The sequence below is a fragment of the Oceanimonas pelagia genome, from assembly GCF_030849025.1.
Taxonomy (GTDB): Bacteria; Pseudomonadota; Gammaproteobacteria; order Enterobacterales; family Aeromonadaceae; genus Oceanimonas; species Oceanimonas pelagia.
In genome coordinates, this window is sequence record NZ_CP118224.1 from 2,297,857 (window position 1) to 2,318,214 (window position 20,358).

Here is a 20,358-nt window from a genome sequence, read left to right on the forward strand (position 1 = left end):
TCAAATCCCCTTCTGTTTGAGTAGTGCGACCAGCTCGCTTTGTGCCAGGGTCTGCTGTTCGCCCTGGCCACGCAGGTATTTCACCGTCACCTGACCACTGGCGACTTCGTCTTCGCCCAGGATCAGCGCCACGGCGGCGCCGCTTTTGTCGGCGCGCTTGAGTTGTTTCTTGAAATTGCCGCCGCCACAGTGACTCATCACGCGCAGCGCCGGCAGCTCGTCCCGCAGCCGCTCGGCCAGGGCAAAACCGGCGGTGCGGGTGCTGTCGCCCATCATGGCCACATATACATCGGCCTGGACCGGCTCCTCGGGCACCCGGTTCAGGGTTTCCAGCAGCAGCACCAGCCGCTCCATGCCCATGGCAAAACCCACCGCCGGCGTGGCCTGACCACCCAGCTGCTCCACCAGGCCGTCGTAGCGGCCGCCGCCGCAGACGGTACCCTGAGCGCCCAGGCTTTCGGTCACCCATTCAAACACGGTGAGGTTGTAGTAATCCAGGCCGCGCACCAGCCGCGGGTTGATTTCAAAGGCAATGCCGGCGGCGCTCAGCAGCGCCTGCAGACCGTCGAAGTGAGCGCGGGTCGCCTCGCCGAAGTAGTCGGACAGCACCGGTGCGTCGGCCAGCAGCGCCTGCACTTCGGGGTTCTTGCTGTCGAGCACCCGCAGCGGGTTGGTGTGCATGCGCCGGCGGCAGTCTTCATCCAGACGCGCTTCGTGCTGCTGCAGAAACTTCACCAGCGCCTGGCGGTACTGGGCCCGCTCTTCCGGCTGGCCCAGGCTGTTGAGCTGCAGGGTCAGGTGCTCGGTCACGCCCAGCGTCTTCCAGAAACGGGCAGTGAGCATAATCAGCTCGGCGTCGATGTCGGGGCCGTTCAGGCCGAACACTTCCACCCCGAACTGGTGAAACTGACGGTAGCGCCCCTTTTGCGGACGCTCGTAGCGAAACATGGGGCCCATGTACCACATGCGCCGCTCCTGGTTGTAGAGCAGGCCGTGCTCGATGCCGGCGCGCACACAGCCGGCGGTGCCTTCCGGGCGCAGGGTCAGGCTGTCGCCGCTGCGATCCTCAAAGGTGTACATTTCCTTTTCCACCACGTCGGTCACTTCGCCGATGGCACGCTGAAACAGGCCGGTCACTTCCATGATGGGCAGGCGGATTTCGCTGTAGCCGTAGGCGCTCATGGTGTTGCGCAGCACGGCTTCCGCCTGTTGCCAGGCCGGAGTCTGTTCCGGCAGGCAGTCGTTCATTCCTCGAATTGCTTGAATTTGTTTGGCCACAAAAAAATCTCTGTTCTGAATCGATAGGGTAAAAGCGGGCTCAGTCCTTGTCCTGCACCGGAATGCGGGCAGCGGGATCCATCATGGCCACCTTGGCGCGAATGCGCGCTTCCAGGGCATCCACCAGCTGGGTGTTGTCGAGCCGGTCCACCCGCTCGCCACCGTCGTAGAAGGCACTCTTGCGCTGGGCGCCGGCCAGCCCCAGATCGGAGACCAGCGCCTCGCCCGGCCCGTTGACCACACAGCCGATGATGGACACATCCATGGGGGTGGTGATGTCTTCCAGCCGGTTTTCCAGGGCGTTGACGGTGCCAATCACATCAAATTCCTGACGGGAGCAGGACGGACAGGCGATAAAGTTGATGCCCCGGGCGCGAATGCGCAGGGACTTGAGAATGTCAAAGCCGACCTTGACCTCTTCCACCGGATCGGCGGCCAGGGAGATGCGCAGGGTGTCGCCGATGCCCTCGGCCAGCAGCATGCCCAGGCCAATGGCGGACTTGACCGCGCCGCTGCGAAAGCCGCCGGCTTCGGTGATGCCGAGGTGCAGCGGCTGCTCAATCTGGCGCGCCAGCTCCCGGTAGGCGCCCACCGCCAGAAACACGTCGGAAGCCTTGACGCTCACCTTGAACTGGTCGAAGTTGAGCTTGTCGAGAATGTCGACATGACGCAGCGCCGACTCCACCAGCGCCGCCGGCGTGGGCTCGCCGTACTTTTCCTGCAGATCCTTTTCCAGCGAACCGCCGTTGACGCCGATGCGGATGGGAATGCCCTTGTCCCGGGCGCAGTCCACCACGGCGCGCACCCGGTCTTCCCGGCCGATGTTGCCCGGGTTGATGCGCAGGCAGTCGGCGCCGTATTCCGCCACCTGCAGGGCGATGCGGTAGTCGAAATGAATGTCGGCCACCAGCGGCATGGAGGTGCCGGCACGAATGGCCTTGAAGGCTTCTGCCGCCTCCATGGTGGGCACCGACACCCGCACGATATCGGCACCGGCCTTTTCCACCGCCCGAATCTGGGCCAGGGTGGCGGCCACGTCGGTGGTCAGGGTATTGGTCATGGTCTGCACACTGATGGGGGCATCGCCCCCCACCAGCACGGAGCCGACACGAATTTGCTTGGACTTGCGGCGAATAATGGGAGATTCGTGTTGGGACATGGTTTGCTCTTGTTCGTTACATCAGGATTGCGGCACGGTCAGACGGGCAACCCGGCCGGCGCGAAAGGCGGTCAGATCCACCGCCTGGTTCAGGTATTCCACGCTGGCCGCCTGGGGCGCGCCCAGCACCAGCCGGAACGGCGGCGTGCCCCGGAGCTCCAGGCGATCGGCGGCGGTCTTCACCCCTTCCGACAGCACCCTGCCCTGAGCATCGGTGACCTTTATCCAGCAATCGGCGGTAAAGTTCAGCACCAGCAGGCCGGGATCGGCGGCGGGTGCGGGTTCCGGCTCCGGCTTAGCCGCCTCGGCGGCCTCGGCCTGCACCGGCTCACTCGACGCCTCGACAGTTTCAGCCGTTTCGGTAACGTCCGCCGGCGCCGTGTCAGGAGCCGTCACCTCAGCCGGTACGGCTGCAGGCTGTTCTTCACCGGCCGGCGCAGCTACCTCTGCGGCATCGGGGGCCGGCACGGCGGTGTCGGGCACCGCCGGCGCAGGCTCGGCGGGCAGGCTGCTCTCGGGAAGCTCGGGCTCCCGGGTAATGTAGCCCGAGCCGCTGTTTTGCCACCACCAGAATACCAGTGAGGCCAGCAGCCCCAGCAGCACCAGCCAGCTGATGCGCTTGAGCCATTTGTCGCTGGCCTGCTGGCGGGTCTTTTTGGAAAAGCTCTGCATGGGCGCCGGGCCGGCGCTGCGCAACTGCTCCATGCCCGCCATGCCGTCAAAGGCCGCCAGCGCCTGTTGCTCGCTGACGCCCACCAGGCGGGCGTAGGCCTTGACGTAGCCCCGCAAAAAGGTCATGGCTACGCCGGCCTTGTAATGATCGCCGTCAATGGACTCGATCACCGCCACTCTCAGGTTGAGCCGGCGGGCCACCTCGTTCTGGCTCCAGCCCCGGCCTTCACGCGCCTGGCGCAGCAGGGCGCCCGGCCCGGTTGTCGGTGTCTGGGGCTCGTCACCGGCTTGTTGTTGTTCTTCGTTAATCGTCATGTTTCAGCAATCGCTCGGCCTGTTCTGAATCCGGAAATAAACGTACCAGCTCGGCACCGGCCTGCCGGGCCTGTGTGCCCTGCCCCCGTGCCTGTGCGGTACGCACTGTCAGCCATAAACTCTGTGCGGTGGGTGAATGTCGTTGCCGGTAACGGTCAAGGTAAAGCTGGGCAAACACCGGCTCACCCCGTTCGAGCTCCAGCCCGGCCATGCCGAGCAGGGCCCGGGGCTTGCCCGGGCTGTATTCCAGCGCCCGGCGAAAATAGTCCAGCGCCGCGGCGTCATTGCCCCCGTCCTGGGCACAGAGGGCGGCGTTTTCAAGGGTGTCTGCCACCTTGGCATAACCAAACACCGCCACCGCCTTCCTGAACATGACATCGGCTTCGTCAAATCGTTCCCGAGCACACAGAAAAGCACCGTAGTTGTTCAGCCCGTCGCCGTGCTGCGGATTGAGCCGCAGCACCTGGCGGTAATGCTGTTCCGCCTTGTCATATTCGGACACGGTCTGAAAAAAGTACGCCAGGGCCAGATGAATATCGGGATTGGCGGCGTCCTGGGACAGGGCCCGCTCCAGGTTGAACTTGGCCTGGCCGGTATCACCCCGACGCAGGTATTCCAGCCCCAGGTTCATTCTGGTGAGGGCCGCCTGGGACGGCTCAAACACCACTTCCCCGGTTTGCCGGCCCTGGCTCAGATGAACGGTTTCACTGACGCAACCGGCCAGGGCTACGGCCATCAAGACTGCCGGCAATAAAATGGCCTTTCCCATTCCTTTCCCGCCACTGATTTTGAAGTTAAACCATTGTGACGGATATATTTTGTTCCTGCATCCGTTTTTTCAGGGTGCGCTTGGTTCTGTCGATCACATCCCCCACCAGCTGGCCACAGGCGGCGTCGATGTCGTCGCCCCGGGTCTTGCGAATGGTCACCGTATTACCGTATTGCATCAGCACCTTGTTGAAGCGGTCAATGCGGCTGTTGCTGGGCTTGCCATAGGGGTTGCCCGGAAAGGGATTGAACGGGATCAGGTTGATCTTGCAGGGCAGGTCCTTGAGCAGCTCGGCCAGCTCGTGGGCGTGCTGCATGTCGTCGTTGATGTGATCGAGCAGCACATACTCGATGGTGACCTTGCCCTGATTGGCATTGGACTTGGCCACATAGCGACGAATGCTGGCGAGCAGCTCGGCGATATTGTACTTGTCGTTGATCGGCATGATCTCGGAGCGCAGCTTGTCATTGGGGGCGTGCAGCGACACCGCCAGGGCCACGTCGATCATGTCGCCCAGCTTGTCCAGCGCCGGCACCACGCCGGAGGTGGACAGGGTCACCCGCCGCTTGGACAGGCCAAAGCCGTAGTCCTCCAGCATCAGCCGCATGGCCGGCACCACGTTGTTGAGGTTGAGCAGGGGCTCGCCCATGCCCATCATCACCACATTGGTGATGGGCCGGCGGCCGGAGTCCCGGCTGAACCCCACCCGGCTGGCGGCGCGCCAGACCTGGCCGATGATCTCCGACACCTTGAGGTTGCGGTTAAAGCCCTGCTGGGCGGTGGAGCAGAATTTACAGTCCAGGGCGCAGCCCACCTGGGACGACACACACAGGGTGGCGCGGTCGCCGTCGGGAATATACACGGTTTCCACTTCCTGGCCGCCCACCTGCATGGCCCACTTGATGGTGCCGTCGGCGGACTTTTTCTCCACGCTGATCTCGGGCGCGCGGATCTCGGCGCGCTCCTTCAGCTTGCCCCGCAGCACCTTGTTGATGTTGGTCATCTGATCAAAGTCGTCGCAACCAAAGTGATAAATCCACTTCATCACCTGATCGGCACGAAAGGGCTTTTCACCCATCTCGTGAAAAAGTTCACGCATGCCGTCACGATCCAGATCCAGCAGATTGATTTTGGTTTCACTCATCGGTTGCCTCACGCGTTATGACCAGAGCCCACAGGGCGCGAAATTGTACAGAGTTTAGCACCGGGTTGCCAGTGCCGGCCTGAACCGGCGTCGTACGGCACTCGTGAAAAAGGCCGCGCAAGGCGGCCTCATGGCAGTTGGCAATCGCGGCCTCAGTGTCCTTCGGCCACCGGCTTGAGCACCGGCTGCCGGCCGGAACGGCCCTTGCACACTTCAATGGTTACCTCGTTACCCTCGGCATCGAACAGCTTGCCGTCCACAAAGTAGTCACCGTCCTGCAGACAGGCGATGTCTTCCTGGCGAATGGTACGGTCGGTGCCCGCCGCAAACACCGACTGCTTGTCGGAATTACCCCAGTTCAGGTGGTTGAACAGCAGGTTCAGCACAATGGCCATGATGGCGGTGGAACTGATGCCGGAGTGGAAGATGGTGGCGAACCAGTCCGGAAAATGGTGATAGAAGCTGGGCGCGGCAATGGGCAGCATGCCAAAGCCGATGGAGGTGGCCACGATGATCAGGTTCATGTTGTTGGTGTAGTTCACCTTGGCCAGAGTGCGAATGCCGCTGGCGGCGACGGTACCGAACAGCACGATACCGGCTCCCCCCAGCACGGCGGTGGGCACGGTGGCGATTATGCGGCCCATGATCGGCAGCAGCCCCAGGGTCACCAGAATACAGCCGGCGGCGGCCACCACGTAGCGGCTCTTGACGCCGGTGACCGCCACCAGGCCCACGTTCTGGGCAAAGGCGCTCTGGGTAAAGGAGCCGAACATGGGCGCGATGGCGCTGGAGATCATGTCGGCGCGCAGGCCGTCGCCCAGGCGACGGGAGTCTACCTTGGTGTCGATGATGTCACCCACCGCCAGAATGTCGGCGGAGGTTTCCACCAGGATCACCAGCACCACGATCAGCATGGAGATGATGGCGGCCAGCTCAAACACCGGCATGCCGAAATGAAACGGCGTGGGGAAGGCAAAAACGGGCCCCTCCAGCACGCGGGAGAAGTCCACCAGTCCCATGGACCAGGCCAGCAGGGTGCCGAGCACCATGGCCAGCAGAATGGACAGCCGGCTGATGGCGGCGTTACCCAGCTTGCTCAGCAACAGCACAATGGCCAGGGTGGCGCCGGCCAGGCCGATGTTGGTCACGCTGCCAAAGTCTTCGGCCTGGCTGTTGCCGCCCATGGCCCAGCGCGCCGCCACCGGCATCAGGGTCAGGCCGATGGTGGTGATCACCGCACCGGTCACCAGGGGCGGAAAAAAGCGAATGATTTTGGAAAAGACGGGGGTGATCAGCAGGCCGATCAGGGCCGCGCCGATCACCGCGCCAAACACCGAAGGCAGGCCGCCACCGGAGGTGACGATGGCAACGATGGTGGCCACACTGGCAAAGGACACGCCCTGCACCAGCGGCAGCTGGCAACCAAAGAAACGAATCCCCAGGGTCTGCAGCAGGGTGGCGGCGCCGCCCACAAACAGCGAGGCGGCGATCAGCATGCCGATTTCCGCCGAGGCCAGGCCCGCCGCCTGGCCCACGATCAGCGGCACCGCAATAATACCGCCGTACATGGTCAGCACATGCTGAAAACCGTAGGCGATGTTGGCGCCCAACCCCAGGTTTTCGTCTTCCGGGCGCTTCCCTGCCGCGCTGCTACGTGACTCTGTATTCATGATCACTCCCTGAACTTGTTAATTGATGCATACCATAATTACAACAATATCATCTTTTATGTTGCAATAAGTGTAAACAATTTTTACAGGTTATGTATACATAAATAACAGTCAGAGCATGAGCCCGGGATCCACGCATAAAAAAAGGCGCCGAAGCGCCTTTTTGTTTGCCGGTCGGCTCGCGATTAACGAGTGCGCGGGCAGAGTTCTTCGTCGCTGAAGAAATAGGCGATTTCGCGGGCAGCGGAAGCCGGGGCGTCGGAGCCGTGCACGGCGTTCTCGTCGATGCTGTCGGCGTAGTCGGCGCGCAGGGTACCGGCCAGAGCTTCGGCGGGGTTGGTGGCACCCATGATTTCGCGGTTGCGACGGATGGCATCTTCACCTTCCAGCACCTGCACCATCACCGGACCGGAAGTCATGAAGTCAACCAGGGCCTTGAAGAAGGGGCGCTCGCTGTGCTCGGCGTAGAAACCTTCGGCCTGCTCGCGGCTCAGGTGAACCATTTTGGCGGCAACGATTTTCAGGCCGGCAGACTCAAAACGGCCGTAGATGGCACCGATCAGGTTCTTGGCAACGGCGTCGGGCTTGACGATGGAAAAGGTACGTTCGATAGCCATAGGGGTATCCTTTAAATCAACAGGTTCTGTTTTCAACGGTAAAAACGCGCGGATTATACGTAAAGCGGCGGCGAGTTAACACCGCCTGCGTGTATTTTTCTTGCGGCTCAGGCCTGGCACATCCGGGCCAGCATGGCGGCAATGGTGCGCACGCCATGGCCCTTGCCACCGGCGGCCCAGAGCTCGTTGGGCACCTTCTGGTAGGAGCCGGACAGATCCAGGTGCACCCAGTTGCGGCCGTTGTCCGGCACAAAGCGGGACAAAAACGCCGCGGCGGTGGATGCCCCGGCCTGACCCTCGCCCGCATGCACGTTGGCCATGTCGGCAAAGGCCGAGGTCAGCAGGTTCTGGTGGAACGGCTCCAGCGGCAGCGGCCAGGCCTTTTCGCCTTCGTCCTTCGCCGCCTGTACCGTTTGCTGTGCCAGCTCGTAGTTCATGCTGAACACGGCGTTGTAATCCCGGCCCAGCGCCATTTTGGCGGCGCCGGTGAGGGTGGCCGCATCCAGAATAAAGGGCGCACCGGTCTCGGACGCCGCCAGCAGGCCGTCGGCCAGCACCAGCCGGCCCTCGGCGTCGGTGTTGAGGATCTCCACGCTCAGGCCGTTGCGGTAGGTGAGAATGTCCCCCAGCTTGAAGGCGTGACCGGACACCAGGTTTTCGGCACAGCACAGAAACAGCTTCACCCGGCGGCCGAGGCCACGGGCAATGGCCAGGGCCAGGGCGCCGGTCACGGTGGCGGCGCCGCCCATGTCGGACTTCATCACCGACATGCCGTCAGAAGATTTGATGCTGTAACCGCCGGAGTCAAAGGTAATGCCCTTGCCCACCAGGCAGGCGGCCACCGGGGCATCGGGGTCGCCACCGGGATTGTAGTCGAGCTCCAGCAGGGTGGGCGGACGGCTGCTGCCCCGGCCCACTTCGTAAATGCCCACATGGCCCAGATCCTTGAGCTGTTCGCCGCTGTAGATGCGGTAGCTCACCGCTTCGGGGGCCAGGGACTGAATAAACTTGCCGGCCTCGGTGGCCAGGGAGGCCGGATAAACGTCTTCCGGGGTGCCGTTAATCATTTCCCGCACCCAGTTGATGGCGGTGCGGCGGGCATCGAACTCGGCCTGGTCGTCGGCGCTCATCTCCCCCAGCTCCAGCCGCTGGCCGCCCTTGGCGTTATAAAAGCCCTGGGCAAAGGCCCAGCGGCTTTCCAGCGTCCAGTCGTCACCACAAAGCGCCACGTTTTTGATGCCCATGCCATCGAGCTTGCGCCCCGCCTGCTGCACCCGACGCAGCGGCTCACCGTTTTCACCCAGGTGCACCCGCACCTCGTCATTCTGAAAGCTGAGCAGCGCCTTGTCGCCCCAGCAGGCCGGGGCGGCATCTGTGGTCAGCATTACCTTCATGGTCGCGGACATCATGACTCCTTGGTTGTTCGTCAAAAACGGAAAAAGCCACAGTATCACTGTGGCTCAAGAGAAAGCTATAAGCTCTGACAATTCGAAGCTGAAGCGTGGTTACACTCCGCCGACACGCTTCAAGCCCATCCGTGGGGCGCTCGGCAAATGTCATCCATGACATTTGACGGTCGGCTACGGTAATCCACACTGCAGCTTCGCCTGACACTCGCATTGTCTGCCGGCAAGTGGCCGGCAACTCAGTGCCAAAATCAGGAGGGCAAAGGGTGTCTGCTTCGGCGCGCCCTCTGCGCCAGGGATGGCGCAGTGGAGCCTACATGGAGGTATTCACGGCGTGCCGCAGAAGTAGTGCCCTTTGGTCGACGAGACTGCACGGCCCAGCCTGCAACGCAAGGTCGATTCAGTCGTATTCGTCCATCCAGGCGAGGATCACCGCTTCCAGAATGCGCTCGTTGGAATGCTCGGGCTCATCATCGAACTCGTCCAGCTCGCAGATCCACCGGTGCAGATCGGTAAAGCGCACGGTTTTGGGATCCACCTCCGGGTACTGCTCCATCAGCGCCAGGGCAATGTCCAGGCTGTCGGTCCATTTCAGGCTCATGGGTCCCCCTCCTCCTTGGACTTTTCCGTGATCAGTGGCCTTCGGATACCATGTTGACGGTATAGCGCGGAATTTCCACCACCAGATCCTCATCGTCCACCCGGGCCTGGCAGCCCAGACGGGACTCGGGCTCCAGACCCCAGGCCTTGTCGAGCATGTCGTCTTCCAGCTCGGAGCTTTCCTCCAGCGAGTCAAAGCCTTCCCGCACGATCACATGGCAGGTGGTGCAGGCACAGGACTTCTCACAGGCGTGCTCAATGTCGATACCATTGCGCAGCGCCACATCCAGTACAGTTTCCCCGGTTTCGGCCTCGACGGCAGCGCCCTCGGGGCAAAGCTCGGCATGGGGCAGAAATACAATCTTCGGCATCGTTACACCTTGTCCACTCGTTGGCCGGCCAGTGCCTTGCGAATGGAGGCGTCCATTCGGCGGGCGGCAAAGTCGGCGGTTTGTTTGTCGGTCTGTTCAATGGCGCGCTTGATGGCGTCCGGATCGTCCCCCTGAGCCACCTGCTGCAGCGCCTCCAGGCAGGCCACCACCTCGGCCTGCTCCTGCTCGCTGAGCAGCTCATCGCCGTCGGCCTGCAGGGCGCTGATGATGTTCTCCACCACCCGGGCCGCTTCCACCCGCTGCTCGGCCAGCATGCGCGCGGCTATGTCTTCCTGGGCATGCTCGAACGAGGCCTTGAGCATGGAGGAAATATCCTCTTCCTTCAGACCGTAAGAGGGCTTGACCTCGATACTGGCCTGTACTCCTGACGATTTCTCCATGGCGCTCACCGACAGCAGGCCGTCGGCGTCCACCTGAAAGGTCACGCGGATATGGGCGGCGCCGGCGGCCATGGGCGGAATGCCGGTCAGCACGAAACGGGCCAGGGAGCGGCAGTCGGCCACCAGCTCACGCTCGCCCTGTACCACGTGAATGGCCATGGCGGTCTGACCGTCCTTGAAGGTGGTGAATTCCTGGGCCCGGGCCACGGGAATGGTGGTGTTGCGGGGAATCACCTTTTCCACCAGGCCGCCCATGGTCTCCAGGCCGAGGGACAGGGGGATCACATCCAGCAGCAGCATGTCGCTGTCGGGCTTGTTGCCGATAAGAATATCGGCCTGAATGCTGGCGCCGATGGCTACCACCTTGTCGGGATCGATGCTGGTGAGCGGCTCCCGGGCAAAAAACTCCCCGACCCGCTCCCGCACCAGCGGAACCCGGGTGGAGCCCCCTACCATCACCACCTGCTGCACCTCGTCCTGGCTGACACCGGCGTCCTTCAGGGCGCGGCGGCAAGCCATCAGGGTCTTGTTGACCCAGGGCTGGATCAGGCTGTTGAACTGTTCACGGCTGAGCTCACCCTGCCAGCCTTCCCAGCTGACGGTGACACTGTCGTTGTCGGTCAGCGCCACCTTGGCGGCGGTGGCGGCATCGTGCAGGTTGCGCTGCTGAGCCGGAGTCAGCTCGGTCACACCGGCCTGCTGCTGAATCCAGTCGCCAAGGGCGTGATCGAAATCGTCACCACCCAGGGCCGAGTCGCCGCCGGTGGCCAGCACTTCAAACACGCCCTTGTGCAGGCGCAGAATGGAAATGTCAAAGGTGCCGCCGCCCAGATCATACACCGCAATCACCCCTTCCTGACCGGAGTCCAGGCCATAGGCGATGGCGGCGGCGGTGGGCTCGTTGAGCAGGCGCAGCACATTCAGCCCGGCCAGTTTGGCCGCGTCCTTGGTGCCCTGGCGCTGGGCGTCGTCGAAATAGGCCGGCACTGTGATCACCGCCCCTTCAATGGGGTTGCCCAGGGCGGATTCGGCCCGGGCGGCCAGGGTCTTGAGAATTTCGGCGGATACCTGAACCGGATTCACCGGTCCCTGCGGCGTGTTCAGCTCGATGATGCCGTCGCCGGTATCGCGGAAATCGTAGGGCAGTCGCGCTTGCGGCACATCGGCCAGGGCCTTGCCCAGCAGCCGCTTGACCGAAACGATGGTATTCTGCGGATCGAATTCGGCCTCGTGCCTGGCATCAAAGCCCACCCGCAGCCCGTCGGCGGTGTAGTGCACCACGGACGGCAGCAGTTCCCGGCCCTGCTCGTCGGCCAGGGTCTCGGCCAGGCCGCTGCGCACCACGGCCACCAGGGAATTGGTGGTGCCCAGATCGATGCCTACGGCCCACTTGTGCTCGTGCGGAGCCGCGCTCTGGCCCGGCTCGGAAATTTGTAACAATGCCATGAGATTCAGAATTCCTGCTGGGCGTCTTCCACCCGTTCAAGCTCGGCGTGCAGCTTGGCCATGAATTTGAGTTTGCGCACCGTGTCGGCGGCGTCACTCCAGTGACCGGCGTCAAGCTGCTGCTCCAGTTCGCGATAATAATCGTTCGAAGCCTGTTTCAGCTCGCGCTCAAAGGCCATGATGGCGGCAAACACGTCGCTGGCGGCGGGAATCTCTTCCAGCTGCTCGCGCCATTCCATTTGCTGCATCAGAAACGCGGGATCCTTGAGAGTTTGCTGCTCGCCACGAATATCCACGCCCTGCAGCGACAGCAGGTATTCGGCCCGAGCCAACGGATCCTTGAGGGTGGAAAAAGCGTCGTTGATGCGGGCGGCCTGCTGTACCGCCTGCAAACGCTCCCGCTCGGGGCGGGAGGCGAATTTGTCGGGATGGAACCGGGTCTGCAGCCGGCGGTAGGCCTCGGACAAGGCCTGACCGTCGAGTTGAAACTGAGCGGGCAGATCAAACAGCTCAAAGTAGTTCATGCCGCTTTCCTTAAACGTTAAAGCTCTCGCCGCAACCGCATTCCCCGGTGATATTGGGGTTGTTGAACTTGAAGCCTTCGTTCAGCCCTTCCTTGACGAAGTCCAGCTCGGTGCCATCCAGATAAACCAGGCTCTTGCTGTCGACGATCACCTTGACCTCGCCATGCTCGAACACCTGATCGCCCTCGGACAGCTCATCCACGAACTCCAGCACATAGGCCAGGCCGGAACAGCCGGAAGTTTTCACTCCCAGCCGCAGGCCAATGCCCTTGCCCCGGTTGTTGAGAAAGGTCTGCACCCGCTGGGCGGCCGCGTCGGTAATGGTGATCGCCATAATGTCTCCGTCTTACGCCAGGTTCTTTTTCTTCTTGTAATCGTCGATGGCCGCCTTGATGGCATCCTCCGCCAGAATGGAGCAGTGGATCTTCACCGGCGGCAGGGCCAGCTCTTCGGCAATGTCGGTGTTCTTGATGCTGGCCGCTTCATCCAGGCTCTTGCCCTTGACCCACTCGGTGATCAGCGAGCTGGAGGCGATGGCGGAGCCACAGCCGTAGGTCTTGAACTTGGCATCCTCGATGATGCCGTCGTCACTGATCTTCAGTTGCAGCTTCATCACGTCGCCGCAGGCCGGCGCGCCCACCATGCCGGTGGCCACACTGGGGTCGTTCTTGTCAAAACCGCCGACGTTGCGGGGGTTTTCATAGTGATCGATTACTTTTTCGCTGTAAGCCATGATTCAATTCCTCTGCAGTCCGTCACACCTTAATGGTGTACCCACTCAACTTTTTCCAGGTCCACGCCATCCTTGAACATCTCCCACAGCGGGGACATTTCCCGCAGGCGGCCAATGGCTTCGTTCACCAGCTGTATCGCATAGTCCACTTCTTCCTCGGTGGTGAAGCGGCCGATGCTGAAGCGAATGGAGCTGTGCGCCAGCTCGTCGTTCAGGCCCAGGGCACGCAGCACGTAGGACGGCTCCAGGCTGGCGGAGGTACAGGCCGAGCCGGAGGACACCGCCAGATCTTTCAGCGCCATCATCAGGGACTCGCCTTCCACATAGGCAAAGCTGATGTTGAGAATGCCGGGCACCCGCTGTTCCAGATCGCCGTTGACATAAACTTCTTCAATGTCTTTCACACCGTTGTAAAGACGGTCGCGCAGGGCGCGAATACGTTCGCCCTCGGCCTGCATTTCTTCTTTCGCAATGCGGAAGGCCTCGCCCATGCCCACGATCTGGTGGGTTGCCAGGGTGCCGGAACGCATGCCACGCTCGTGACCGCCGCCGTGCATCTGAGCTTCCAGACGCACCCGCGGCTTGCGGCATACATACAGGGCACCGATGCCCTTGGGGCCGTAAATCTTGTGGGCCGACAGCGACAACAGGTCGATGTTCATGGCCTGAACGTCCAGCGGAATCTTGCCGGCACTCTGGGCGGCATCCACATGGAACATGATCTTGCGGCTGCGGCACAGCTCGCCAATGGCTTTCACATCCTGGATCACGCCGGTTTCGTTATTGACATGCATGATGCTCACCAGAATGGTGTCGTCACGCAGGGCGCCTTCGATCTGCTCCAGGGTGAACAGGCCGTTGGGCTGGGGCTCCAGGTAAGTCACCTCATAGCCTTCCCGCTCCAGCTGGCGGCAGGGATCCAGCACCGCCTTGTGTTCGGTCTTGGAGGTGACGATGTGCTTGCCCTTCTTGCCATAGAAGTGGGCAATGCCCTTGATGGCCAGGTTGTCGGACTCGGTGGCGCCGGAGGTGAACACGATCTCCCGCGGATCGGCGTTGATCAGCTCGGCAATCTGGTTGCGGGCGATGTCCACCGCCTCTTCCGCCTGCCAGCCAAAGCGGTGGGAGCGGGACGCCGGGTTGCCGAAAAAGCCGTCCGGGGTCAGGTATTGCATCATTTTTTCGGCGACGCGAGGGTCTACCGGGCAGGTAGCCGCATAGTCGAGATAAATGGGCAGTTTCATCATATTCTCCGTTCCAACGCTGCCCTGTACGGCAGTCTTGTCATCGACATTTTAAAGTTGAACTTTAACGCTCACAGACCGATCCTGGTTTTCTTCCAGGTTCAGCATGCTCAGATGTTTGTCTTGCTGTCCGGATATGCGCCGGACCTCGTTCTGACTGACCAGCTCGGCCAGGGTTATGGCGTCGAGAAAGTTGCTGATCCGTTCGCTCAGGGCACACCACAGGGTGTGAGTCAGACACTGGTTGCCGCCGTGGCAGTCCCCCTTGCCCTGACACTTGGTGGCATCCACCGACTCGTCGACGGCGGCGATCACCGCGCCCACGGAGATGTCACCGGCGTCCTGCCCCAGCAGGTAACCGCCACCCGGGCCGCGCACGCTGCTCACCAGCCCCTGCTTGCGCAGGCGGGAGAACAGCTGTTCAAGATAGGACAGGGAAATGCCCTGCCGCTCCGAGATATCGGCCAGGGATACCGGCCCCTGGTTGGCATGCAGTGCCACGTCCAGCATGGCGGTGACCGCATAGCGCCCTTTCGATGTCAGTCTCATGGATTCAAACCGTTTTCGAACATGGCGTCAGGGTGTCATACCCGAGTGTTTCAGTCAAGTATTTACCCCGGCGCCGCTGTCGGTTATTCCGCGCTTTTGTGCGCCATGCGACGCTGCACCGAGGTCAGAATGCCCCGCAGTATATTGAGCTCGTGATCTTCCGGCCGGGCCCGGTTGAACAGCCGGCGCAACTTGGTCATCACCTGCCCCGGATGGGGCTTGATGATAAAGCCGGTGTCCAGCAGAGTCTGTTCCAGATGCTCGTAAAACCGTTCCAGATCCGACGCCAGCGGGTAGCTTTCTGTCACCGGCTGCTCCTGCCGGCCGGCCAGCCAGGCCATGCGCACCTCATAACTCAGGGTCTGCACCGCCATGGCCAGGTTGAGGGAGCTGTATTCCGGGTTGGCGGGAATGGCCACGTGGTAGTGACACTGCTGCAGCTCTTCATTGGTCAGCCCGGTGCGCTCCCGGCCGAACACCAGCGCCACCTTGTGGCAGGGGGCTTCCGCCATCGCCTTTTCCCCCGCTTCCCGCGCATTGAGCATGGGCCAGGACCAGGTGCGCGAACGGGCGCTGGTGCCGATCACCAGGCCACAGTCGGCCACCGCCTCGGCCAGAGTAGGCACGGTGCGGGCACTGGCCAGAATGTCGCTGGCGCCGGCGGCCAGGGCCACCGACTGGCCGTCGGGCGGGCTGACCGGATCCACCAGGCAGAGATCGCTCAGGCCCATGGTTTTCATGGCCCGGGCGGCGGAGCCCATGTTGCCGGTGTGGGAGGTGTTTACCAGCACGATGCGTACTTGCTCAAGCATGTTGACCTTGTTTCCGTTGCGCTCAGGGCGCAGGATTTTAACACAGTCGTGTGAGGGGATCAGGTTTTATCCTCGGCCGCCATGCCCTTGCCGTGGGGCCGGCATTCCGCCTGACGCAGCACCCAGGCCATTCCCGCCAGCCCCCGCCTGAGCCAGGCCGGCTGAAGCGAAGGCTCCAGCCGGTCGAGCAGATTTTTACATTCCAGGCCAAGCTCGGTGTCGCCGGAGATCAGCAGCCGGCGCTGAAAAAACAGGGTGTCGGGATCGCACTCCCGGTTACCGAGCCGGATCAGATCGTTAAAGCCGGCCCGAATCACCACATCGGCGTTGTCATCCTGCAGCATCCTGAGCCTGTCGCCGGAGCAGGTCAGGGTCAGCCGGTAATCGAGATCCGGCACCCACACCTGCAGCCGGCGCCCCTGCAAAAAAACCAGCTCGCCCCGGTGCAGCGGCTCGTCCAGCAGCCGGCACAACACCGCCTCCAGCACCGGCGCCTGCAGGCGCAGCGGCACCCGCGCCAGTGGTTGTTTCAGCCAGCCAGGGCCGCGCCGGCTGAGCTGTTGACAGATGATCGGCAGCATACATAACCTCTCCTGCAAAAGGCCCTATCTCATCATGCCGTGGTGGTGCGCTTACTGCGCCAAATCAAATCGGCCGCAATTGTTTCAAATCAAATTCTGCTGATGCCATCCCCATTAGAGTGACATTCTTCTGCACCAGGGGGCCATTATCATGGAATTGCTCTGCCCAGCCGGCAGTCTGCCGGCACTGAAATCTGCGGTCGATCAGGGTGCCGATGCGGTTTACATCGGCTTCAAGGATCAGACCAACGCCCGCCACTTTGCCGGCCTGAACTTCACCCCGCAAGGGCTGCACGAGGGGGTCGATTATCTGCGCCGCCATGGCCGCAGGCTGCACGTGGCCATCAATACCTTTGCCCACCAGGGCAGGGAGACGGTCTGGCGAGGTGCGGTGGATCAGGCCATGAGCCTGGGCGCCGACGCCCTGATCATCGCCGACACCGCCATGCTCGACTACGCCGCCCGGCACTATCCCGATGCCGAGTTGCATCTGTCGGTGCAGGCCAGCGCCACCAACGCCGCCGCCATTCGCTTTTTTCAGCAAAACTTCGGGGTGCGCCGGGTGGTGCTGCCGCGGGTCCTGTCCATTCAGCAGGTGCGCCAGCTGGCGAAGGACACCGACGCCGAGCTGGAGGTGTTCGCCTTTGGCAGCCTGTGCATCATGGCCGAGGGCCGCTGCTACCTGTCTTCCTACCTCACCGGGGAAAGCCCCAATACCGTGGGTGCCTGCTCGCCCGCCCGTTTTGTGCGCTGGGAGGAGCGCCAGGGCTTGCTCGAATCCCGCCTCAATCATGTGCTGATCGACCGCTTTGCCGACGGTGAACAGGCCGGCTACCCCACCCTGTGCAAGGGTCGCTTTGAAGTGGATGGCCGGCGTTACCACACCCTGGAGGAGCCCACCAGCCTCAACACCCTGAGCCTGCTGCCCGAGCTGGTCCGGCTGGGAGTGAAGTCGGTGAAAATCGAAGGCCGCCAGCGCAGCCCGGCTTATGTGAGCCAGGTAACCCGGGTGTGGCGCCAGGCGCTGGATGCCTGCCTGGGTCATGCCGGGGACTATCATGTCGAGCCCGGCTGGCAACGGCAGCTCGACGCCCTCTCCGAAGGCAGCCAGACCACCCTGGGTGCCTACCACCGCAAATGGCAATAGGAGCGCACATGCACGTTCATCTGGGTCCTCTTTTGTTTTTCTGGCCCCGCCGGCAGGTTGATGCGTTTTACCGGGCCGCCCTCGACACCCCCTGCCGGCGCATTTATCTGGGGGAAACCGTCTGTCCCAAGCGCCGGGAGCTGAAAACGGTTGACTGGCTGGAATGGGCTCGTGAGCTGACCGCCGCCGGCAAGGAAGCGGTGCTGTCGACCCTGGCGCTGATCCAGACACCGGCGGAGCTGCGAGTCATTCAACAACTGTGTGAACAGGGCGGGCTGCAGATTGAGGCCAACGATCCGGGCACGGTGCAGCTGGCCCACGAGCATGGCCTGCCCTTTGTGGCCGGGCCGGCGCTCAATGTCTACAACCTGGACACACTGCGCATTTTGCTGGACAAGGGCATGACCACCTGGGTACCGCCGGTGGAGCTGTCCCGGGACTGGCTGTTACGCATTCACCGGGCGGCGGAGGATGCCGGAGTGCGTGACCGCTTTCGGCTGGAAGTGTTCGGTTACGGCCACCTGCCCCTGGCCTGGTCGGCGCGCTGTTTTACCGCCCGGGCGGAGAACCGGCCCAAGGACGAATGCGGACTGATGTGCATCGACTACCCCGCAGGGCGGCCTGTCAGCACTCAGGAAGGCCAGCCGGTGTTCAACCTGAACGGCATTCAGACCCAGTCCGGCTATTGCTACAACCTGATTAACGATCGGGATGGCATGGCCGGCTGGGTGGACGCGGTGCGCATCAGCGCCCATAGTCCGGCGTGCCTGGAATGGATTGCCCGCTTCAATGCTCCCAACGGGAAGCCCTGGCCGCTGGCATCCCGCTACTGCAACGGTTACTGGAACCAGCTGCCGGGCATGGAGTGGCTGCCGGCCCCGGCCGGCATGGAAATCTGAACAGGAGAAAGGAGTGGCCCGTCAGCGCTTGAGACGGGCCTGCTGGCCGATAAGATCCAGCTCCAGCAGGGCGTAGCGATGCTCGACAAAGTCGTAGATGTTGGTGGCCAGCGCCAGCTTGAGGTAGACCTCGGCCTGCTCGGGCTCGCCGTTGTGCTGGGCCCGCTTGGCCAGGTAGAAATAGGCCTCGCATAACATCTCGGCCAGCTCCTGGTTGTCCTGACTGCGCTCGGAAATACGGTTGAGCAGCGCTTCCGCAGTGAGCGTGCCCAGATAGACGTCGACAATGTCCCAGGCCCACTCCTCGCTGCCATACTGGGCACGATGGGCGGCCAGACGTTCCTGCGCCATGTCGGCATCAACCCGCTCCAGCGCCAGGTACCACCACAACAGACGATAGGGATCGTCCGGCTCCTTGTCGAGAAACACTTTCAGATCCCGCGCCGCCAGCTCGGGCCGGCCACCGTAATAGAGGGCGATGCCCCGGTTGAGGTTGGCATAGACATAATCGGGGGCCAGCTCCAGGGCCGAGTCAAAGGCCTCGTAGGCTTCGTCAAACTCCTGATTCTGGGTCAGATAAACGCCGTTCAGGTTGTAAGCGTCGGCAAAGTCCGGCTGCTCGCGCAGGGCGCGGTTGAAGTCGAGCCGGGCCATGGCGCGCAGGCCCACCCGATCAAACACCACGCCGCGCTGAAAAAACAGCTCGGCCCGCTGCTCCGGGGTCAGCCCGGGCGCATTGAGCATCTGCCCCAGGCGGGCAATGCCCAGTTCGCTCTGGTAGGACACCTGCATCGGCACCGGCAACACCAGGGTCGGCGTTACCACTTGGGGCGCACTGCAACCGGTCAGCATCACGCCCAGCAGGGCCAGCGGACCGAGCAAAAATCTGTGTTTCAAGAAGGCTCCGAACTTGTCTTGTTCTATGACCCCATGTTATGCAGCCGCAGGACGTTTGTCATGCTGCAAATGCAATCAATCTCAATAAAGGGGGTCAAAGGCGCGTTTCAGCATGTTTTAAAGGGCCAGACAAAAAAGAAGCCCGAAGGCTTCTTTGATTTTGCATGACGGCGATTACACCAGGGGCTCCTGATCCGCCCCTTCCTTTTCCACCACCGGCGGCAGCATGTGCTCCCGCTTCACCCCGAGCAGCATGGCCCAGGCACTGGCGATATAGATGGAAGAGTAGGTGCCGAACCCGATGCCCAGCAGCAGCGCGGTGGCAAAGCCGTGGATCAGGGCGCCGCCCTTCATGAACAGCGCCACCACCACCACCAGGGTGGTGGCCGAGGTGATCAGGGTCCGGCTCAGGGTATCGGTAATGGCCTCGTCAAACACCCGGGCCGTGGTGGCTTCACGTACCCGGCGGAAGTTTTCCCGTACCCGGTCAAACACCACTATGGTGTCGTTGAGGGAATAACCCACCACGGTCAGCAATGCCGCCACTATGGTGAGATCCACCTCGATCTGCAGCCAGGAAAACACCCCCAGGGTGATGATTACATCGTGGGCCAGCGACAGCACGGCACCGGACGCCAGCCGCCACTCAAAGCGCATGCCCACGTAAACGAGAATGCACAACAGCGCCACCAGAATGGCCAGGCCGCCCTGCTCCGCCAGCTCCTTGCCGATGGACGGGCCGACGAACTCCAGCCGTTTCATCTCGGCGTCAGCCGACAACCGCTGCATGGCGGACAATACCGCATCGCCCTGCTGCTGCACATTGGCGCCTTCCTGGGGCGGCATGCGAATGAGCAGATCCCGGCTGGTACCAAAATGCTGCACGGTGGCGCCGCTCAGGCCGGCATCGTCCAGTTGCGCGCGCACGCCGTCCAGCGCCACCGCCTGTTCAAAGGCCACTTCCACGACGGTGCCGCCGGTAAAGTCCAGGCCCCAGTTCAGGCCCCGGGTGGCCAGGCTGAAAAAGCACAGGCCAATCAGCACCAGCGACAGCACGGTGGCCCCCCTGGAAAAGCGCATAAAGGGCAGCGGCTCTTTGGTCTTGAGGATTTCAAACATCGCTC

Annotated in this window: 22 protein-coding genes; 2 read left to right on the plus strand and 20 right to left on the minus strand. The window is 62.4% G+C overall.

Going from position 1 to position 20,358, the window contains the following annotated elements; genetic code table 11:
- The 18 genes from hisS to ubiT form a co-directional block, all read right to left on the minus strand.
- Window positions 1-1,278, minus strand: a complete 1,278-nt coding sequence (hisS, locus tag PU634_RS10920; RefSeq protein ID WP_306760825.1) for a histidine--tRNA ligase — start codon at window positions 1,276-1,278, stop codon at window positions 1-3.
- Between the two features lie 40 nt (window positions 1,279-1,318).
- Window positions 1,319-2,437 (minus strand): flavodoxin-dependent (E)-4-hydroxy-3-methylbut-2-enyl-diphosphate synthase, encoded by a 1,119-nt coding sequence (gene ispG, locus PU634_RS10925; RefSeq protein ID WP_306760826.1) that lies wholly within the window; start codon window positions 2,435-2,437, stop codon window positions 1,319-1,321.
- Between the two features lie 21 nt (window positions 2,438-2,458).
- Window positions 2,459-3,424: a RodZ domain-containing protein gene (locus tag PU634_RS10930; RefSeq protein WP_306760827.1), complete on the minus strand. Its 966-nt coding sequence runs from the start codon at window positions 3,422-3,424 to the stop codon at window positions 2,459-2,461.
- Entirely contained in the window at window positions 3,414-4,160 is a 747-nt protein-coding gene (gene pilW / locus PU634_RS10935; protein ID WP_306760828.1) for a type IV pilus biogenesis/stability protein PilW, read from the minus strand. The genes PU634_RS10930 and pilW overlap by 11 nt, the downstream gene beginning before the upstream one ends.
- A 58-nt stretch (window positions 4,161-4,218) precedes the next feature.
- Window positions 4,219-5,337: a dual-specificity RNA methyltransferase RlmN gene (gene rlmN / locus PU634_RS10940; protein WP_306760829.1), complete on the minus strand. Its 1,119-nt coding sequence runs from the start codon at window positions 5,335-5,337 to the stop codon at window positions 4,219-4,221.
- Window positions 5,338-5,489: 152 nt separating this feature from the next.
- Window positions 5,490-7,007: a nucleobase:cation symporter-2 family protein gene (locus PU634_RS10945; protein WP_306760830.1), complete on the minus strand. Its 1,518-nt coding sequence runs from the start codon at window positions 7,005-7,007 to the stop codon at window positions 5,490-5,492.
- Between the two features lie 185 nt (window positions 7,008-7,192).
- Window positions 7,193-7,624 carry a nucleoside-diphosphate kinase gene (gene ndk / locus PU634_RS10950; RefSeq protein ID WP_306760831.1) on the minus strand — a complete coding sequence of 144 codons (432 nt, stop codon included), beginning with the start codon at window positions 7,622-7,624 and terminating at the stop codon, window positions 7,193-7,195.
- Between the two features lie 107 nt (window positions 7,625-7,731).
- The gene (gene pepB, locus PU634_RS10955; RefSeq protein WP_306760832.1) at window positions 7,732-9,030 is read right to left on the minus strand and encodes an aminopeptidase PepB; all 1,299 of its coding nucleotides are present in this window, start codon (window positions 9,028-9,030) and stop codon (window positions 7,732-7,734) included.
- A 400-nt stretch (window positions 9,031-9,430) separates the two neighbouring features.
- Window positions 9,431-9,631: a Fe-S cluster assembly protein IscX gene (gene iscX, locus PU634_RS10960; RefSeq protein WP_306760833.1), complete on the minus strand. Its 201-nt coding sequence runs from the start codon at window positions 9,629-9,631 to the stop codon at window positions 9,431-9,433.
- Between the two features lie 31 nt (window positions 9,632-9,662).
- A complete protein-coding gene (gene fdx / locus PU634_RS10965; RefSeq protein ID WP_306760834.1) occupies window positions 9,663-10,001 on the minus strand; it encodes an ISC system 2Fe-2S type ferredoxin in 339 nt (112 codons plus the stop codon).
- 2 nt (window positions 10,002-10,003) lie between these two features.
- The gene (gene hscA / locus PU634_RS10970) at window positions 10,004-11,848 is read right to left on the minus strand and encodes a Fe-S protein assembly chaperone HscA (protein ID WP_306760835.1); all 1,845 of its coding nucleotides are present in this window, start codon (window positions 11,846-11,848) and stop codon (window positions 10,004-10,006) included.
- A 5-nt stretch (window positions 11,849-11,853) separates the two neighbouring features.
- Window positions 11,854-12,372 carry a co-chaperone HscB gene (hscB, locus tag PU634_RS10975; RefSeq protein WP_306760836.1) on the minus strand — a complete coding sequence of 173 codons (519 nt, stop codon included), beginning with the start codon at window positions 12,370-12,372 and terminating at the stop codon, window positions 11,854-11,856.
- 10 nt (window positions 12,373-12,382) lie between these two features.
- Window positions 12,383-12,706, minus strand: coding sequence for an iron-sulfur cluster assembly protein IscA (gene iscA / locus PU634_RS10980; RefSeq protein WP_306760837.1), 324 nt, complete (start codon window positions 12,704-12,706; stop codon window positions 12,383-12,385).
- Between the two features lie 12 nt (window positions 12,707-12,718).
- The gene (iscU, locus tag PU634_RS10985) at window positions 12,719-13,105 is read right to left on the minus strand and encodes a Fe-S cluster assembly scaffold IscU (protein ID WP_306760838.1); all 387 of its coding nucleotides are present in this window, start codon (window positions 13,103-13,105) and stop codon (window positions 12,719-12,721) included.
- Between the two features lie 29 nt (window positions 13,106-13,134).
- Window positions 13,135-14,349, minus strand: a complete 1,215-nt coding sequence (locus PU634_RS10990; protein ID WP_306760839.1) for an IscS subfamily cysteine desulfurase — start codon at window positions 14,347-14,349, stop codon at window positions 13,135-13,137.
- Window positions 14,350-14,400: 51 nt separating this feature from the next.
- Window positions 14,401-14,898, minus strand: coding sequence for a Fe-S cluster assembly transcriptional regulator IscR (gene iscR / locus PU634_RS10995; RefSeq protein WP_306760840.1), 498 nt, complete (start codon window positions 14,896-14,898; stop codon window positions 14,401-14,403).
- A gap of 83 nt (window positions 14,899-14,981) precedes the next feature.
- On the minus strand, window positions 14,982-15,710 hold the full coding sequence (gene trmJ / locus PU634_RS11000) for a tRNA (cytosine(32)/uridine(32)-2'-O)-methyltransferase TrmJ (RefSeq protein ID WP_306760841.1): 729 nt from the start codon (window positions 15,708-15,710) through the stop codon (window positions 14,982-14,984).
- Between the two features lie 59 nt (window positions 15,711-15,769).
- Entirely contained in the window at window positions 15,770-16,291 is a 522-nt protein-coding gene (gene ubiT / locus PU634_RS11005; RefSeq protein ID WP_306760842.1) for a ubiquinone anaerobic biosynthesis accessory factor UbiT, read from the minus strand.
- Between the two features lie 151 nt (window positions 16,292-16,442).
- On the opposite strand from ubiT, the gene ubiU reads away from it, so the two are divergent.
- A complete protein-coding gene (gene ubiU / locus PU634_RS11010; RefSeq protein ID WP_306760843.1) occupies window positions 16,443-17,438 on the plus strand; it encodes a ubiquinone anaerobic biosynthesis protein UbiU in 996 nt (331 codons plus the stop codon).
- 8 nt (window positions 17,439-17,446) lie between these two features.
- Window positions 17,447-18,337, plus strand: a complete 891-nt coding sequence (locus PU634_RS11015; RefSeq protein WP_306760844.1) for a U32 family peptidase — start codon at window positions 17,447-17,449, stop codon at window positions 18,335-18,337.
- 21 nt (window positions 18,338-18,358) lie between these two features.
- On the opposite strand, the gene nlpI is transcribed toward PU634_RS11015, so the two are convergent.
- Window positions 18,359-19,234 (minus strand): lipoprotein NlpI, encoded by an 876-nt coding sequence (gene nlpI, locus PU634_RS11020; protein ID WP_306760845.1) that lies wholly within the window; start codon window positions 19,232-19,234, stop codon window positions 18,359-18,361.
- Window positions 19,235-19,408: 174 nt separating this feature from the next.
- On the minus strand, window positions 19,409-20,353 hold the full coding sequence (gene secF, locus PU634_RS11025) for a protein translocase subunit SecF (protein ID WP_306760846.1): 945 nt from the start codon (window positions 20,351-20,353) through the stop codon (window positions 19,409-19,411).
- Window positions 20,354-20,358: the final 5 nt, after the last annotated feature.